Raw genomic sequence first — 16,744 nt, forward strand, 5'->3', positions numbered from 1 at the left:
TTTATCGTTATGCCAGTGCGCCAGAGGCCCTGTCATCGATGGGCTGCACCCAATCGCCGGACCTTTTTAGCACACTCCCTCATGCGCAAGCTATCTGCCGCCGGAGCGTCGGGATTTTCCTTGACCCAACGCACATCCGCGGCCAATCTGCCCCCACATTTCAAGCCTTCGGCAGCCCTGGCTGCCATTTTGCGGAGACCACCACATGACTGTTCGCGTCGGGATCATCATGGACCCAATCGCGCAGATCACCTTCAAGAAGGACAGTTCGCTCGCCATGCTGCTGGCCGCTCAGGCGCGCAACTGGACACTGTTCTACATGGAGCAGCGCGACCTTTACCAGACCACCGGTCAGGCACGTGCCCGCATGCGACCGCTGACCGTCTTCAACGACCCGGAGCACTGGTTCGAAACCGGAGATGAAGTCGACAGCGCCTTGGGCGAGCTCGACGTCATCCTCATGCGCAAGGACCCGCCGTTCAACAGCGAGTACATCTACTCGACCTACCTGCTGGAACTCGCCGAACAGGCCGGCGCGCTGGTAGTCAATCGTCCGCAGAGTCTTCGCGATTGCAACGAGAAATTCTTTGCCACCCTGTTTCCGCAGTGCAGCCCGCCCACGATAGTCAGTCGCCGGCCGGACATTCTGCGGGAGTTCGCTCGTGAACAGCGTGACATCATTCTCAAACCGCTGGATGAGATGGGTGGAGCCTCGATCTTCCGTCACCGCGAGGGGGACCCCAACCTGTCCGTCATTCTAGAGGTCCTGACCAAGCACGGCACTCAGCAGATCATGGCGCAGCGTTACATACCGGCAATCAAGGATGGCGACAAGCGCATCCTCATGATCGACGGCGAGCCGGTTCCGTTCTGCCTGGCACGGATTCCCGCCGCTGGCGAGACCCGCGGCAACCTGGCCGCTGGCGGTCGTGGCGTGGCGCAGCCACTGTCGGACCGTGACCGCGAGATCGCCTCGCTGGTCGGACCGGAACTGCGCAAGCGCGGCCTGCTGTTCGTTGGCCTCGATGTCATCGGTGATTACCTCACCGAAATCAATATCACCAGCCCGACCTGCATCCGCGAAATCGACAACGCGTTCGACACGCGCATTGGCGAGCGGCTCATGGACGCCATCGCCGCCCAGCTGAACGCGCGCGACCAAACGGTAACCCCTGGCGATCGCTGAGCGAGATCAACGACCCGCTCATCGCAGGAAGCAGCCAACGGGCTGCTGACACCGCAAAGCTGCCGGCTGGTTCATAGACTTTTGCAGTCTCGCTCGGCAGACTGCGCGCACTTCGAGCCGACTGAAATGCGATGAACGCAGCGACACGCCAACCGTCCCCAGCCACTCCGGTGGTCCGCCCCGCGGATCGCCTTGGCTTTACACTGTTCCTGGCAGCGGTGCTCCATGCGGCACTGATCCTCGGGCTCGGATTCAGCCTGGCCGACCCTACCCAGGTGAGCAAGTCGCTGGAAATCACGATTTCCACCTTTAAAAGCGAGGAGAAGCCCAAGGAAGCGGACTTCCTCGCCCAGGACAACCAACAGGGCAGTGGCACGCTGGAGCACAAGGCGACGCCGAAGACCGACGAACAGGCACCGTTTCAGGACACGCAAATCCGCAAGGTGACCCCGGCTGCATCGCCGCCGCCAAGCACCCGCAGCGAATCGGCGAAAACCGCGATTGCGACTCGGTCGCCGCAAAGGGACAAGACGCCCGACAAGCCCCAGGAGAACAAGCCGCAACCCGAATCGCAGCCAGCACCTGTCTTCGACAGCTCACAGCTGAGCGAGGAGATCGCCAGCCTCGAGGCGGAGCTGGCCCATGAGCGGCAGCAGTATGCCAAGCGACCTCGCGTCAGCCGCCAGAACAGCGCGGCCACCATGCGCGACATCAGCGCCTGGTACCGCGATGAGTGGCGCAAGAAAGTCGAGCGTATCGGCAATCTGAACTACCCCGACGAGGCACGACGGCAACGCATCTATGGCAGCCTGCGCATGCTGGTGGTCGTCGACCGCAATGGCGCGGTACAGGAACTCCGCGTCCTGGAGTCGTCCGGCCAGGCGGTACTCGACGAGGCCGCGATGCGTATCGTCAGGCTGGCCGCACCCTTTGCGCCCTTTTCCGGCGAGCTCGCGAAAAATTTCGATCAGGTCGAAATCATCAGGACCTGGCGTTTCGAGCGCGGCGACCGGTTGTCCAGCCGCTGACCGACCTCGGCACCTGCCTGCCCTGCTTGCGGCTTCACGCCCGTCCCGGCAACGCTTAAGCTAGCGAGCATGAACGCGACCTCGCCGAGCTATCTCAAACATCACTTCCTGATCGCCATGCCCCACATGGTCGATCCCAATTTCGCCCAAGCACTCATCTACGTCGTCGACCACACGCCCGAAGGGGCCATGGGTCTGATCGTCAATCGCCCGAGTGGGCTGACATTGACGGACGTGCTCGAGCAGTTGCGTCCGGACGACCCGATTACCGGCATCAGCCAGCAACTGGATATTCTGACCGGCGGTCCGGTGCAGACCGACCGAGGGTTCGTGCTGCATCCACCCGGGTCCCAGTTTCAGGCCACGCTCGATCTGGGCTCGCTCGGCATGACGACCTCCCAGGACGTCCTGTTTGCGATCGCCGATGGCCACGGCCCCAAACAGCACCTCGTAGCCCTGGGCTATGCAGGCTGGGAAGCCGGCCAGCTGGAGGCCGAGCTCGTCGGCAACGTCTGGTTGAGCTGCCCGGCCCAGCTGGACATCCTTTTCGATCTGCCTTTCGAACTGCGCCTGTCCGCCGCTGCCGCCTCGCTGGGTGTCGACCTCAACCTGCTCAGTAGCCAGGTCGGTCACGCATGAGTGCGCTACGGCTTCTGCTGGGCTTCGACTACGGCACCCGGCAGATCGGCGTGGCGGTCGGCCAGGGATTCACTCGTCAGGCAAGAGAGTTGTGTGTACTCAAGGCGCAAAATGGCGTGCCCGACTGGTCGCAGATCGAAGCTCTGATCCGCGAATGGCAGCCCGACGCGCTTGTCGTCGGCTTGCCACTGAACATGGACGGCAGCCCCAGCGAAATGAGCGCGCGTGCTGAAAAGTTCGCGCGCCGCCTCAACGGCCGTTTCAACCTTCCGGTTCACACCCACGACGAACGACTGACTACCTACGAAGCCAAGGGCGAGCGACTTCGCCAAGGGCAGAACGGAGGCTACCGTGAACGCCCGGTCGACGCGCTGGCGGCCGCGCTCCTACTAGAAGGCTGGCTGAATGCCCAGCAGACCGACTGATGCGGCCCAGGAGTAACCATGACCCTGCCCAACCCTCAACACCTGCTTCCCGAAATGACCGCTGCCCTTTCTCGGCACCTCGACAGCAGGGGCATCACCGAGCCGCGCTTCGTCGGAATACGGACCGGCGGTGTCTGGATCGCCCAGGCGCTGCTGCAGTTGCGCGATCGGCAGGAGGCACTCGGTATCCTAGATGTCTCCTTCTACCGTGACGACTTCACCCAGAACGGCCTGCATCCACAAGTTCGACCGTCGGAGCTACCGTTCGAGATCGAAGGGCAGCATCTGGTACTGATCGACGACGTGTTGATGAGTGGCCGGACCATTCGCGCCGCGCTGAACGAGCTGTTCGACTATGGTCGCCCCGCAAGTGTCAGCCTGGTCTGCCTGCTCGATCTGAACGCCCGCGAGTTGCCGATCCGCCCCGACGTGGTGGGCGCGACCCTCTCGCTGGCCGCGGAGCAGCGCGTCAAGCTGCTGGGCCCCGCGCCGCTCGCGCTCGAGTACCAGACCCTTGTTCCTGCCAATTGAGACCCTCGCGATGACGCCTACCGACGCCAATCGGCCGCTGCAACTGAACGACCATGGCCAGCTGCGCCATTTCCTGTCCCTGGACGGGCTGCCCCGCGAACTGCTTACCGAAATCCTCGACACCGCCGACTCCTTTCTCGAAGTAGGCGCCCGCGCCGTCAAGAAAGTCCCGCTACTGCGCGGCAAGACGGTGTGCAACGTGTTCTTCGAGAATTCGACGCGCACCCGCACCACCTTCGAACTGGCCGCCAAGCGCTTGTCCGCGGACGTCATCACGCTGAACGTATCGACTTCCTCGACCAGCAAGGGCGAGACGCTCACCGATACGCTGCGCAATCTGGAGGCCATGGCCTCCGACATGTTCGTGGTGCGCCATGCCGCATCCGGCGCGGCGCACTTCATCGCCGAGCACGTCTGCCCCGACGTCGCGGTGATCAACGGTGGCGACGGGCGGCACGCGCACCCTACGCAGGGCATGCTCGACATGCTGACCATCCGCCGCCACAAGGGCGACTTCGAAAAGCTGTCGGTGGCCATCGTCGGCGACATCCTGCATTCACGTGTGGCCCGCTCCAACATGCTGGCGCTCAAGACGCTTGGCTGTCCGGATATCCGCGTCATCGGCCCCAAGACGCTGTTGCCGATCGGCCTGGAACAGTATGGCGTGCGCGTCTTCAACGACATGAACGAAGGGCTGAGAGACGTCGACGTGGTGATCATGCTGCGGCTGCAACGCGAGCGCATGCAGGGCGGCCTGCTGCCGAGTGAAGGTGAGTTCTACCGCCTGTACGGCCTGACCACGGCACGCATGGCGCTGGCCAAGCCCGATGCCATCGTCATGCACCCCGGCCCGATCAACCGGGGCGTCGAAATCGAATCGGCCGTGGCCGACGGTACGCAATCGGTGATTCTCAACCAGGTCACCTATGGCATCGCGATCCGCATGGCCGTGCTGTCGATGACCATGAGCGGCCAGACCGCACAGCGTCAACGGGACAATGAACAAGCTGCCCAGGAGCTGAACTGATGCCGACGACCATCCTCGGTGCCCGCCTGATCGACCCGGCCAGCGGCCGCGACGAAGTCACCGACATCCATTGCCAGGACGGCAAGGTGCTCGCCATCGGCGCCGCCCCGGCCGGGTTCCGCCCCGTCCATACGCTCGACGCCACCGGGCTGGTCGCCGCCCCCGGCCTGGTCGACCTGTCGGTTGCATTGCGCGAACCCGGATACAGCCGCAAGGGCAACATCGCCAGTGAGACGCTTGCCGCGACCGCCGGGGGCGTCACGAGCTTGTGCTGCCCGCCACAGACCCGCCCGGTGCTGGACACCGCTGCCGTCGCTGAACTGATCCTCGACCGCGCCCGCCTGTCCGGGCATGCGAAGGTTTACCCAATCGGCGCTTTGACCCGTGACCTGGCCGGTGAGCAGCTGGCCGAATTGGTCGCGCTGCGCGACGCCGGTTGCGTGGCCTTCGGCAACGGCCTGGCCAACTTCACCAACCAGCGCAATCTCAGCCGCGCACTGGAATACGCAGCCACTTTCGACCTGACGGTGGTCATGCATTCGCAGGACGCTGACCTCGCAGCCGGCGGCCTCGCCCATGAGGGCCCACCCGCGGCCTTCCTGGGATTGGCGGGGATTCCCGAGACCGCCGAAACCGTCGCGCTCGCGCGCAACCTGCTCCTTGTCGAGCAAGCCGGTGTCCGCGCGCATTTCACCCAGCTGACCACTGCACGCGGCGCCCGCATGATTGCCGAAGCCCAGGCCCGCGGCCTGCCCGTCACGGCCGATGTGGCGATGTACCAGCTGATCCTCACCGACGAGGCGCTACACGGTTTCTCCAGCCTTTACCACGTGCAGCCGCCCCTGCGCAGCGTGGCCGACCGCGAAGGGCTGCGAGATGCGGTTCGCTCGGGCGTCATCAGTGCGATCTCGAGCCATCATCAGCCCCACGAGGCCGACGCGAAGGATGCGCCGTTCGGCGAGACGGAACCAGGCATCAGTAGCGTGGACATCCTCTTGCCGCTGGCCATGACCCTGGTACATGACGGCCTGCTGGACCTGCCGACGCTGCTGGCCCGCCTGACCAGCGGGCCCGCCACGGCATTGCGACTGCCAGCGGGTCGCCTCGCCACCGGCGCCCCCGCGGATCTGGTTTTGTTCGATCCGGCCAGCTCGACACTGGCCGGCGAGACCTGGTATTCGAAAGGCCGCAATTGCCCCTTCCTCGGCCACTGCTTGCCCGGCGCCGTGCGCTATACGCTGGTGGACGGCCGAGTCGCCTTCCAGCGCTGAGACAGGCGACACAGCGGCCTGCTGTCCGACGGCGGGCCGCCTGACTGGCATCAGCGCGCTTGCAGGTTGCGCTCGGAAACCTGACTGTTCAGCGTCCAGAAGTCATACAGGATACCGACGAAAAAGAGCCCACCCGTGCACAGGTAGATCAGGCCCGTGATCCATTTGCCCTGATACATGCGGTGCACGCCAAACACGCCAAGAAAGGTCAGGAGTATCCAGGCGACGGTGTAGTCGATCGGCCCGGGCTGAAAGCGCATGTCGGCCTGGCGGTCCATCGATGGGATCAGGAACAGGTCGATGATCCAGCCAACGAAGAACAGGCCCAGGGTAAAGAACCAGATCGTCCCGGTGATCGGCTTGCCGTAATAGAAACGGTGGGAGCCAAGAAACCCGAATATCCAGAGGAGATAGCCGATCAAGGTGCTGTGAGTGTTCTGCCGCATCCGAACCTCGTTGCTCTGTTGGTCAGTCGACAGCTTATCCGAAATCGCGGCCCGCTCGTGGCGCCGGACGGGCACCGCCGGCCGGCAAGCCCGTGATACTGTATGGACAAACAGTATAGAAGACCTTCGACATGCAACTGATCGACAAACTCAGCGTGCTTGCGGACGCCGCCAAATATGATGTGTCCTGCGCCAGCAGCGGCGCGCCAAAGCGAAGCTCAAGAGGCAAGAGCGGGCTTGGCGCGACCGACGGCATGGGGATTTGCCACAGCTTCACACCGGATGGTCGCTGCGTGGCGCTGCTCAAGATTTTGCTGACCAACTTCTGCCTTTACGATTGCCAGTACTGCGTCAACCGGCGCTCCAGCGACGTGCCGCGGGCGCGCTTCACGCCGGAAGAAGTGGTCAGCCTTACGCTGGACTTCTACCGCCGCAACTGCATCAGCGGTCTTTTTCTCAGCTCCGGCATCATCCGCTCGGCCGACTACACCATGGAGCAGCTGGTGCGGGTGGCCCGGCTGCTTCGCGAGGAACACGAGTTCCGCGGCTACATCCACCTGAAGACGATCCCCGACGCCGACCCGCAGCTGATTGCCGAGGCCGGGCGCCATGCCGATCGGCTCAGCGTGAACATCGAGCTGCCGACCGAAAGCAGCCTGATCCGTCTGGCACCGGAGAAACAGGTAGTCACCATCAAACAGGCAATGCAGACCATCCATGACGGCGAAACGGAAGCCAGCGCGGAACGACGCGCGCCCCGCTTCGCACCCGCCGGACAGAGCACGCAAATGATCGTTGGCGCCGACAGCACCGACGACAGCACCATCCTGCATACCGCACAGACGCTGTACGGCAGCTACAGACTGCGCAGGGTCTACTATTCGGCCTTCAGCCCGATTCCCCACAGCCCCAGCACCGTGCCCTTCGAGGCGCCGCCGCTGCTCAGGGAGCACCGACTCTACCAGGCTGACTTCCTGATGCGCGGCTACGGCTTCCAGGCCGACGAGCTGCTCGGCGGGCCCGGCAATCTGGCGCTCGACATCGATCCGAAACTCGCCTGGGCGCTGGCGCACCGGGAGCAGTTCCCGGTAGACCTGAACACGGCGGACGAGACGATGATTGCCCGTGTCCCGGGCATCGGCATGCTCAGTGCCAGACGACTGATCGCCCTGCGCCGGCAGAAGCGCATTCGCTTCGAGGATCTCACGCGTCTGCGCTGCGCGCTGGAGAAGGCCAAGCCTTTCGTCGTCACTCAAGACTATCGCCCGCGCCTGGCGACCCAGGAATCCGCCGCGCTGCGCCAGCAATTGCGTGACACACCCGCACAGATGGCGCTCTGGTGATGATCACGGTGCGCTTCGATGGCAGCTTCGAGGATTGGAGAAACTGCGCAAGAACGCTGTTGCAGGACAGTATCGCGCCACACGAGGTGAGCTGGACAACCAGCAACGAAACGGCCGGCCTGTTCGATAACGACTTGCCAGCGCCCGCGACCCGAGCGAAAAAGCCCATCCGAGTGCCTAGACAATTGCTGGACGAGCTGGAAATGGCGGCGCGCTTTCGCGTCGAGAAGCGCTGGAGCCTGCTCTATCGCGTGCTCTGGCGAGTCGCGCAGGGGGACTTGGCCGCTCGATTGCCTGGCGATGCAGACGGCAGCGAACTGCATGCCCGCATCAAGGCGGTGCGTCGGGAAGCCCACCACCTGCATGCCTTCCTGCGCTTCAGCCCGCTTGCCAACGACGACGGAATACAGCATGTCGCCTGGTTCGAGCCGGTGCACGACGTGCTGCCCTGGGCAGCCGAGCATTTCGCTGAACGCATGGGCGAGAACAGCTGGATGATTGCCACACCGGACGACGGGGTCTGCTGGAACGGGAACGATCTGGTCTACGCACGTCCTTGCCCGCCCGCGTGGCAGCAACGGGCGATGAATACAGTCGACCCGGGCGGGGCGCTATGGAAGGCGTATTACGAGAGCACCTTCAACCCGGCGCGACTGAACCGTAGCGTGATGGAAAACAATCTGCCTGTTCGATTCTGGAAGAATCTGCCAGAAGGTGCCCTGATACCCGAGCTGATGAGCCGAGCGCAAGCCGGCGCCCAGCGTGACGGACAGGCCGAGCGCGTTGCCGAAAAAGCTGGCAAGCGCATCGGGCGGGCGCGGGAAGGAAGTGGTTAGCGGAAGCTGCGTCCCGGGTCGTCATCGCTGACCTCAAGCGTCAGCCCCTGGGAAACGCTGGTCAGGTGCTCGCCATCGGTTTCCGAGCCGAGCTTGATCATCAGACGCAGGTCGTTGGACGAATCCGCATGCGCCAGGGCGTCTTCATAGGTGATTTCGCCCTGCACATAGAGGTTGTACAAGGCCTGGTCGAAGGTCTGCATACCCAGGTCGGTGGAGCGTTTCATCAGCCCTTTGAGCTCATGCACCTCGCCCTTGCGAATCAGGTCGGCCGCCAGCGGGGTGTTGATCAGCACTTCGATGACTGCACGGCGACCCTTGCCGTCGGGCGTGGGAATCAGCTGCTGGGCGACGATCGCCTTGAGGTTCAGCGACAGGTCCATCCAGACCTGTTGCTGCCGATCGGCGGGAAAGAAGTTGATGATTCGGTCCAGCGCCTGGTTGGCGTTGTTGGCGTGCAGGGTTGCCAGGCAGAGGTGACCGGTTTCAGCGAAGGCGACCGCGTAGTCCATGGTTTCGCGGGTCCGCACCTCGCCGATGAGGATCACGTCCGGCGCCTGGCGCAGGGTGTTCTTCAGCGCCACGTCGAACGAATCGGTGTCGATCCCCACCTCGCGCTGCGTAACGATGCAGCTCTGATGCTGGTGGATGAACTCGATCGGGTCCTCGATGGAAATGATGTGACCACTGGAATTCTTGTTGCGATAGCCGATCATCGCCGCGAGGGATGTCGACTTGCCGGTACCGGTCGCGCCGACAAAGAGCACCAGCCCACGCTTGGTCATCGCCAGCTTCTTGAGGATTTCCGGAAGCTTGAGGTCTTCGATGGTCGGAATATTGGTTTCGATACGGCGCAGCACCATACCGGCCAGGTTGCGCTGGTAGAAGGCACTGACCCGGAAACGACCGATGCCACGGGCACTGATCGCGAAGTTGCACTCGTGATTCTCGGCGAACTCTCGCCGCTGCTGCTCGTTCATCACGGCATGCACGGTTTCGCGGGTCATCTCAGGCGACATCGGCGTCTTGCTGACGGGCATGATCTTCCCGTTCACCTTCATGGACGGTGGCACGCCCGCCGTAATGAAGAGGTCGGAGCCACCCTTTTCCACCATCAGGCGCAACAGTTTCTCGAATTCCATCGTCGTTCTCGTATTCGTCGGGCGAAACCGCGATCAGGCAAATCGGCGAGCCGGCCCGCGCGGGCCGCTCCGCCCAGGGTCAGAAGTTTTCCGGCTGCTTGGCTTTTTCCCGCGCGCTGTCGCGAGAGATCACGCCCCTTGACAGCAGACCCTTGAGGCACGAGTCCAGCGTCTGCATGCCCAGTGAGCCGCCAGTCTGGATCGCCGAGTACATCTGGGCGACCTTGTCCTCGCGAATCAGGTTTCGGATTGCCGGCGTGCCGATCATGATTTCGTGCGCCGCCACCCGGCCACCGCCGACCTTCTTCAACAAGGTCTGGGAAATGACGGCCTGCAGCGACTCGGAGAGCATCGAGCGCACCATGGACTTTTCCTCGGCAGGGAAAACGTCGACAACACGGTCGATGGTCTTGGCCGCGGAAGTGGTGTGCAGCGTGCCGAAGACCAGGTGGCCGGTTTCCGCAGCGGTCAGTGCGAGGCGGATGGTTTCAAGGTCCCGCATCTCACCCACGAGGATGATGTCCGGGTCTTCACGCAGGGCCGAGCGCAGGGCCTCGGAGAATCCCAGGGTGTCGCGGTGCACCTCACGCTGGTTGACCAGACACTTCTTGGACTCGTGAACGAATTCGATCGGGTCCTCGATGGTGAGGATGTGGTGGTATTTGGTGCTGTTCAGGTAATCGAGCATCGCCGCCAGAGTGGTCGACTTGCCCGAGCCGGTCGGACCGGTCACCAGCACCAGCCCGCGCGGCACATCGGTGATCTTGCGGAAGACCTCGCCCATGCCGAGATCCTCCATGGTCAGGACCTTCGATGGAATGGTCCGGAATACGGCGCCCGCACCCCGGTTCTGGTTGAACGCGTTAACGCGGAAGCGGGCCACGCCGGGGACTTCGAACGAGAAGTCGGTTTCGAGGAATTCCTCGAAGTCCTTGCGCTGCTTGTCGTTCATGATGTCGTAGATCAGCGCGTGCACCTGCTTGTGGTCCATCGCGGGGAGGTTGATCCGGCGCACGTCGCCATCGACGCGGATCATCGGCGGAAGGCCGGAAGACAGGTGCAAATCCGAGGCACCCTGCTTGGCACTGAAGGCCAGCAGCTCTGTGATATCCATGGGACTCCCCAATTACAAGCAAGCAGGTAGAATGCCGCGCAGACCCTAGGCTGGCAGGCGCAGGTAATGTCCACGATAGCGAACAATATTGCAAAGGTCGCAGCGCGCATCCGTGAGGCGGCGCAAGCTGTGGGTCGCAATCCTGACGAGGTGCACCTGCTGGCCGTGAGCAAGACCCAGTCCGCCGAGGCAATTCGCCAGGCGCACGCTGCGGGCCTTCGCGACTTCGGCGAGAACTATGTGCAGGAAGCTCTGGAGAAGCAGACCGCGCTTGCCGATCTGCCGTTGGCCTGGCATTTCATCGGGCCGATCCAGTCGAACAAGACCAAATCGATCGCCGAGCACTTCGATTGGGTGCACTCGGTGGACCGTCTGAAGATTGCCCAGCGTCTGTCCGACCAGCGCCCGGTAGACAAGCCACCGCTCGACATCTGCCTGCAGGTCAACGTCAGCGGCGAGGCCAGCAAATCCGGTTGCGAGCCGCACGAAGTGGCCGAACTGGCCCGCCGCATTGCCGAACTGCCACGCCTGCGTCTACGCGGACTGATGACCATCCCCGCGCCGACCGATGACCTCGCCGAGCAGCATGCCGCGTTCGCCCGCCTACGCCAGTTGCAAGCCGATCTCGCGTTGAACCTCGATACGCTTTCGATGGGCATGAGCCAAGACCTGGAAGCCGCCATCGCCGAAGGGGCAACTTGGGTTCGTATCGGCACGGCGCTCTTCGGTGCCCGGGACTATGGCACGCCCTCCGCATGAATAAAGGAAATTCCCTCATGAACACCCCCCGTATCGCCTTTATCGGCGGCGGCAACATGGCTGCCAGCCTGATTGGCGGATTGCGCGCCCAAGGCGTTCCCGCTGAGGCCATCCGCGCCAGCGATCCCGGCACGCAAAAGCGTCAGGCGCTGACGGCCGAATACGGCATTGCCACGTTTTCCGATAACGCCGAGGCCGTCGCCGAGGCAGACATGGTTGTGCTGGCGGTCAAGCCGCAGGTGATGCAGGACGTCTGCCGAGACCTGGCCACCTCGCTGCAACCCGGCCAATTGATCGTCTCGATTGCCGCCGGCATCACCTGCGCCAGTCTGCAGGCCTGGCTGGGCGAGCAGCCGCCACGTGCCATCGTGCGCTGCATGCCGAACACCCCTTCGCTGCTCCGCCAGGGCGTCAGTGGACTGTTCGCCAACGCCCAGGTCAGCGACACGCAACGGCAGCAGGCAGAGCAATTGCTGTCGGCGGTGGGCCTGGCGCTATGGTTGGAAGAAGAGCGCCTGATCGACGCCGTTACCGCTGTCTCAGGCAGTGGTCCGGCCTACTACTTCCTGCTGATGGAAGCCATGACGGCCGCCGGCGAACGCCTGGGCCTGCCTCGCGATACGGCTGCGCAGCTGACCATGCACACGGCACTGGGCGCTGCACGCATGGCCTGCGAAAGCGATGTGAACGCCGCGGAGCTGCGGCGTCGCGTCACTTCACCGAACGGAACCACCGAAGCGGCGATCAAAGCTTTCCAAGCGGGCGGCTTCGAATCCCTGGTGGACCAGGCATTGAACGCCGCTGCACGCCGCTCGGCAGAACTGGCCGAACAACTGGGCGACAGGGGCTGTTGACGTTTCGTCGCGGCCGCACCGGCGACAGTTCGCGCGCGGAGTACGGCATGAGGAGAGAAATTTGGCCGCTCCAAATGAACGGCGAAACACGCGGCACCGCGCGAAACGGGCCCGGCCCTTCGGGTTGCGCGGCCGTGGCGCCACGCGGCGCTGCGGGACTTGGCAAGCCCAACCATTACCGGCGCCCCGCGCCTTGCCTTGCGCCGTCTGGCGCAGCAACGCGGCTCGCGACACCACATCCATAGAGCCTAAGGAGCCTACATGTCGCAACTTTCGCAAGCCCTGATCCTGATCGTTCAGACGCTTGGCAGTTTGTACCTGCTGATCGTGCTGTTGCGTTTCATCCTGCAGTTGGTCCGGGCCGACTTCTACAATCCGTTGAGCCAGTTCATCGTTCGCGCCACGCACCCGCTGCTCAAGCCGTTGCGCCGGGTGATACCCAGCATCGGTGGCCTGGATCTTTCCTCACTGGTGCTGGCCGTCATCGTGCAGATGCTGCTGATGGCAGCCGTGCTGATGATCGCCTACGGCACCACCGGTAACGTGCTGCAACTTCTGGTCTGGGCCATCATCGGTGTGACTGGTCTGTTCCTGAACATCTTTTTCTACGCCCTCATCATCAGCGTGATCCTCTCCTGGGTCGCCCCTGGCAGCCACAACCCGGGCGCACAACTGGTGAGCCAGGTCTGCGAGCCCGTACTCGCCCCCTTCCGACGGCTGCTGCCGAACCTCGGCGGCCTGGACATCTCACCGATCTTCGCGTTTCTTGCCATCAAACTTCTGGACATGCTGGTCATCAACAACCTGGCGATGAGCACGCACATGCCGAATATTCTCCGCACGCTGATCTGACCCGCGACCGCCCATTCGCTTCATCGAGCCTTTGGGCGGCAGTTCACAGCCACTCGATTGACGCCCACCTGGCGACTGGGATAATCGCCCGACCCAGCCTTTCAGGAACCCCTCATGGAACGACTCGACCGGCAAGTGGACGCCTATGTCTCCTGGAAGCGCGACCTCATTCGCGAGATCACCCGCTACCGGAGCTGGTTGTCTCACAACCGTCTCAATTCCGACGGTGTCGATGCCAGGCTCGACCGGGCGCTCAAGCTGCTACGCACCGACCACATCACCCTGGCCTTCGTCGGCGAGTTCTCACGCGGAAAAACCGAGCTGATCAACAGCCTGTTCTTCTCCGAATATGGTCAGCGCATCCTTCCTTCACGCGCGGGCCGCACCACCATGTGCCCGACCGAGCTGTTCTTCGATCCGCGCGCGACACAGGCCTACATCCGCCTGTTGCCGATCGAATCGCGCCTTGAGGAAACTAGCATCGCGCAGTTCAAGCGCACCCCGCAGGCGTGGCTGAACATTCCCCTGCACGCCGATGATCCGCAACGGCTGGTCGAAGCATTCGCCCAGGTCGCTTCGACCAAATCCATGCCCGTCCACCAGGCGTTGCAGCTCGGCTTTCAGGCAGACGCACTGGAAGCGTCGGGCGTGGAAGGGGAAGTTCTGGTCCCGGCGTGGCGCCATGCGCTGGTCAACTTCGACCATCCGCTGTTGCGGCAAGGCCTTCGTGTGCTCGACACACCGGGCCTGAACGCCCTGGGCAGCGAACCGGAACTCACCCTGTCGATGTTGCCGAACGCGCAAGCAGTGATCTTCCTGCTATCGGCGGATGCCGGTGTGACCGCCAGCGACATGGAGATCTGGCAGCAGCACATCCAGCAGCTCGATGATGGCAACCGCAATCGCCTGTTCGCCGTGCTGAACAAGATCGACGTGCTCTGGGACGACGTCGCCGGCGAGAGCTACGTGCAGACGGCGATCGACCGCATGCAGGCCAGCACCGCCAAACAACTGGGCATCCCCGTCGATGGCGTGCTGCCGCTGTCGGCCAAGCAGGCCTTGCTGGGCAAGATCCGCGGTGATCAGGCCTTGCTTGAACGCAGCCGGCTGACCTCGCTTGAGCAATTGCTCTGCGAACGCATCCTGGCGCAGAAGGAACAGCTGCTCGAACAGCAGGTCGTCCGCCAGGTCATTGCCCTGCTGCAGGGCAGCCAGCAGATCCTGACCCAGCGGCTAGGCAAGGTCCGCGAGCAGTGCGAGCTGCTCGACGGCCACCGCCAGGACAACGGCCAGATGCTGCTGGAACTGACGGCACGGACCCGGCACGACCACAACCAGCACCACAAACGACTGCTGCAACTCAAGACCAACCAGCGTCTGCTGCAACGTCAGGGCGAACTGCTGCGGGCGACCATCCGCGCCGAACGGCTCGACGAGCACCTGACGCGCCTGCGCCGCAGCCTGACCGGCAGCCTGACCACGCTCGGCATCAACCTCAGCATCCTGCACTTCTTTCGTTCCGTGGAGCAGGATCTGGGCGCACTCGAGCAAGAGGCCGCGCTGGCCAACAAGATGGTCTCGGCCATCTATCGAAGGCACAACGAAGAGAACCCGCTGCACGGCGCCGATGCGCCGCTGTTCCAGCTTGCGCCTTACCAGCGCGAGCTCAAGGGACTGCAGGTCAAGGCTGACCAGTTCCGCTTGCAGCTCAAGACGCTGCTTACCGAGCAGCGCACCCTCACGCGCCGATTCTTTGCCACGCTGGTCCAGGAAGTCGTCGCGATGCACCAACGCCTGCGGCAAGAGGCCGAGCACTGGGCCAGCGAGGCCCTGTTGCCCTTGATGCAGCATTCGCTGGAACACAAGCAACAGCTCGAGGCACACATGCTGCGCCTCAAGGGCCTGGCGCAGGACAACCAGCAGAGCAGCCAGCGCGGCCGTCTGCTGGCCCGCTACAGCGTCGAGCTCGAACAGCAACTGGCCCAGGCCGGCGAGATGCTGCGCGTGTTGCGCCGCCCGGCTCCGATTCGCCGCCAGGGAAAGGTGGTTGCTATCGGCTGAGCACCAGGCTGCGATTGAGCGTGAATTGGGGCGCGCTTGGCATTAGACTTTGCCGCCTTTGTTCCACTACGAGCCAGGGTCGATGCCCACAGCTATTCCAGCCGATTCCGTTGGCCTGGTGACTCCCAGGATCGAACACTTTCGCGAGCCCTTGCCGTTGGCCAGTGGCCGCTCGCTGCACGACTACCAACTTATCTACGAAACCTACGGCCAGCTGAACGATGCACGCAGCAACGCCGTGCTGATTTGTCACGCGTTGTCCGGGCATCATCACGCCGCTGGTTTTCATGATCCGGAAGACCGCAAGCCCGGCTGGTGGGACAGCTGCATCGGCCCGGGCAAGGCCATCGACACCAATCGGTTCTATGTCGTCAGCCTGAACAACCTCGGCGGCTGCAATGGCTCGACGGGCCCCTGCAGCGTCAATCCGCTTACGGGCAACCCCTATGGCGCCGACTTTCCGGTGGTCACCGTCGAGGACTGGGTCAACAGCCAGGCGCGCCTGGCCGACGTGCTGGGTATCGAGCAATGGGCTGCGGTGGTTGGCGGCAGCCTGGGCGGCATGCAAGCCCTGCAGTGGACCATGAGCTATCCCGAGCGTGTTCGCCACTGCGTCGCGATCGCCTCGGCGCCGAAGTTGTCGGCACAGAACATCGCCTTCAACGAGGTGGCGCGCCAGGCGATCCTGTCCGATCCGGAATTCCACGGTGGGCACTTCCAGGAACAGGGCGTGATCCCCAGACGCGGCCTGATGCTGGCGCGCATGGTGGGGCATATCACTTACCTGTCCGACGACGCCATGGGGACCAAGTTTGGCCGCGGCCTGAAGAGTGAAAAGCTCAACTATGACTTCAACAGCGTCGAGTTCCAGGTTGAAAGCTACCTGCGCTATCAGGGCGAGGAGTTCTCCACGCGCTTCGACGCCAACACCTACCTGCTCATGACCAAGGCGCTCGACTACTTCGACCCGGCTGCGGCCCACGACGATGACCTGTCACGGGCGCTTGCCGTGGCCCAGTCCGACTTCTGCATCATGTCGTTCACCACCGACTGGCGCTTCTCGCCGGAGCGCTCGCGCGAAATCGTCGATGCGCTGATGGCCGCTCGCAAGAACGTCTGCTACCTGGAAATCGACGCGCCGCAGGGACACGATGCTTTCCTGATCCCCAATCCCCGCTATCTGCAGGCCTTTCGCGGGTACATGAACCGCATCGCCGTATAAGGAACCGA

At 63.4% G+C, this 16,744-nt stretch carries 17 protein-coding genes; 14 read left to right on the top strand and 3 right to left on the bottom strand.

Annotation, left to right across the window (positions count from 1 at the left end; genetic code table 11):
• The first annotated feature begins 205 nt into the window (after positions 1–205).
• From gshB to MST27_RS01340, 7 genes are all read left to right on the top strand, one after another.
• On the top strand, positions 206–1,186 hold the full coding sequence (gshB, locus tag MST27_RS01310) for a glutathione synthase (RefSeq protein WP_243604199.1): 981 nt from the start codon (positions 206–208) through the stop codon (positions 1,184–1,186).
• A 131-nt stretch (positions 1,187–1,317) separates the two neighbouring features.
• Positions 1,318–2,214, top strand: a complete 897-nt coding sequence (locus tag MST27_RS01315; RefSeq protein ID WP_243604200.1) for an energy transducer TonB — start codon at positions 1,318–1,320, stop codon at positions 2,212–2,214.
• Positions 2,215–2,283: 69 nt separating this feature from the next.
• Positions 2,284–2,853: a YqgE/AlgH family protein gene (locus tag MST27_RS01320; RefSeq protein WP_243604201.1), complete on the top strand. Its 570-nt coding sequence runs from the start codon at positions 2,284–2,286 to the stop codon at positions 2,851–2,853.
• A complete protein-coding gene (gene ruvX, locus MST27_RS01325; RefSeq protein WP_243604202.1) occupies positions 2,850–3,278 on the top strand; it encodes a Holliday junction resolvase RuvX in 429 nt (142 codons plus the stop codon). The genes MST27_RS01320 and ruvX overlap by 4 nt, the downstream gene beginning before the upstream one ends.
• Before the next feature lie 18 nt (positions 3,279–3,296).
• Positions 3,297–3,809: a bifunctional pyr operon transcriptional regulator/uracil phosphoribosyltransferase PyrR gene (pyrR, locus tag MST27_RS01330; RefSeq protein ID WP_243604203.1), complete on the top strand. Its 513-nt coding sequence runs from the start codon at positions 3,297–3,299 to the stop codon at positions 3,807–3,809.
• A 10-nt stretch (positions 3,810–3,819) separates the two neighbouring features.
• Positions 3,820–4,836 (top strand): aspartate carbamoyltransferase catalytic subunit, encoded by a 1,017-nt coding sequence (locus tag MST27_RS01335; protein ID WP_243604204.1) that lies wholly within the window; start codon positions 3,820–3,822, stop codon positions 4,834–4,836.
• Positions 4,836–6,107, top strand: coding sequence for a dihydroorotase (locus MST27_RS01340; RefSeq protein WP_243604205.1), 1,272 nt, complete (start codon positions 4,836–4,838; stop codon positions 6,105–6,107). The genes MST27_RS01335 and MST27_RS01340 overlap by 1 nt, the downstream gene beginning before the upstream one ends.
• A gap of 50 nt (positions 6,108–6,157) precedes the next feature.
• Here the strand turns inward: MST27_RS01340 and MST27_RS01345 are convergent, their stop codons facing one another.
• A complete protein-coding gene (locus MST27_RS01345) occupies positions 6,158–6,553 on the bottom strand; it encodes an NINE protein (RefSeq protein ID WP_243604206.1) in 396 nt (131 codons plus the stop codon).
• A 131-nt stretch (positions 6,554–6,684) separates the two neighbouring features.
• On the opposite strand from MST27_RS01345, the gene MST27_RS01350 reads away from it, so the two are divergent.
• Both MST27_RS01350 and MST27_RS01355 read left to right on the top strand, forming a co-directional pair.
• Positions 6,685–7,896, top strand: a complete 1,212-nt coding sequence (locus MST27_RS01350; RefSeq protein ID WP_243604207.1) for a putative DNA modification/repair radical SAM protein — start codon at positions 6,685–6,687, stop codon at positions 7,894–7,896.
• Positions 7,896–8,732: a TIGR03915 family putative DNA repair protein gene (locus tag MST27_RS01355; protein WP_243604208.1), complete on the top strand. Its 837-nt coding sequence runs from the start codon at positions 7,896–7,898 to the stop codon at positions 8,730–8,732. Before MST27_RS01350 ends, MST27_RS01355 begins: the two co-directional genes overlap by 1 nt.
• Here the strand turns inward: MST27_RS01355 and MST27_RS01360 are convergent.
• Positions 8,729–9,874 (bottom strand): PilT/PilU family type 4a pilus ATPase, encoded by a 1,146-nt coding sequence (locus tag MST27_RS01360; RefSeq protein WP_243604209.1) that lies wholly within the window; start codon positions 9,872–9,874, stop codon positions 8,729–8,731. The genes MST27_RS01355 and MST27_RS01360 overlap by 4 nt on opposite strands.
• Before the next feature lie 79 nt (positions 9,875–9,953).
• Positions 9,954–10,988, bottom strand: coding sequence for a type IV pilus twitching motility protein PilT (locus tag MST27_RS01365; protein ID WP_243604210.1), 1,035 nt, complete (start codon positions 10,986–10,988; stop codon positions 9,954–9,956).
• Between the two features lie 66 nt (positions 10,989–11,054).
• On the opposite strand from MST27_RS01365, the gene MST27_RS01370 reads away from it, so the two are divergent.
• The 5 genes from MST27_RS01370 to metX all read left to right on the top strand — a co-directional run bounded on the left by MST27_RS01370 (position 11,055) and on the right by metX (position 16,736).
• Positions 11,055–11,747: a YggS family pyridoxal phosphate-dependent enzyme gene (locus MST27_RS01370; protein WP_243604211.1), complete on the top strand. Its 693-nt coding sequence runs from the start codon at positions 11,055–11,057 to the stop codon at positions 11,745–11,747.
• A gap of 17 nt (positions 11,748–11,764) precedes the next feature.
• Positions 11,765–12,601 carry a pyrroline-5-carboxylate reductase gene (gene proC / locus MST27_RS01375; protein WP_243604212.1) on the top strand — a complete coding sequence of 279 codons (837 nt, stop codon included), beginning with the start codon at positions 11,765–11,767 and terminating at the stop codon, positions 12,599–12,601.
• A gap of 261 nt (positions 12,602–12,862) precedes the next feature.
• Complete coding sequence (locus MST27_RS01380) at positions 12,863–13,453, top strand: YggT family protein (protein WP_243604213.1); 591 nt, start codon at positions 12,863–12,865, stop codon at positions 13,451–13,453.
• Positions 13,454–13,567: 114 nt separating this feature from the next.
• Positions 13,568–15,514, top strand: a complete 1,947-nt coding sequence (locus MST27_RS01385; protein WP_243604214.1) for a dynamin-like GTPase family protein — start codon at positions 13,568–13,570, stop codon at positions 15,512–15,514.
• 82 nt (positions 15,515–15,596) lie between these two features.
• Positions 15,597–16,736 (top strand): homoserine O-succinyltransferase MetX, encoded by a 1,140-nt coding sequence (metX, locus tag MST27_RS01390; RefSeq protein ID WP_243604215.1) that lies wholly within the window; start codon positions 15,597–15,599, stop codon positions 16,734–16,736.
• The last annotated feature ends 8 nt before the right edge of the window (positions 16,737–16,744 follow it).

The organism is Stutzerimonas marianensis, assembly GCF_022810315.1.
In the GTDB taxonomy this organism is placed as follows: Bacteria; Pseudomonadota; Gammaproteobacteria; order Pseudomonadales; family Pseudomonadaceae; genus Stutzerimonas; species Stutzerimonas marianensis.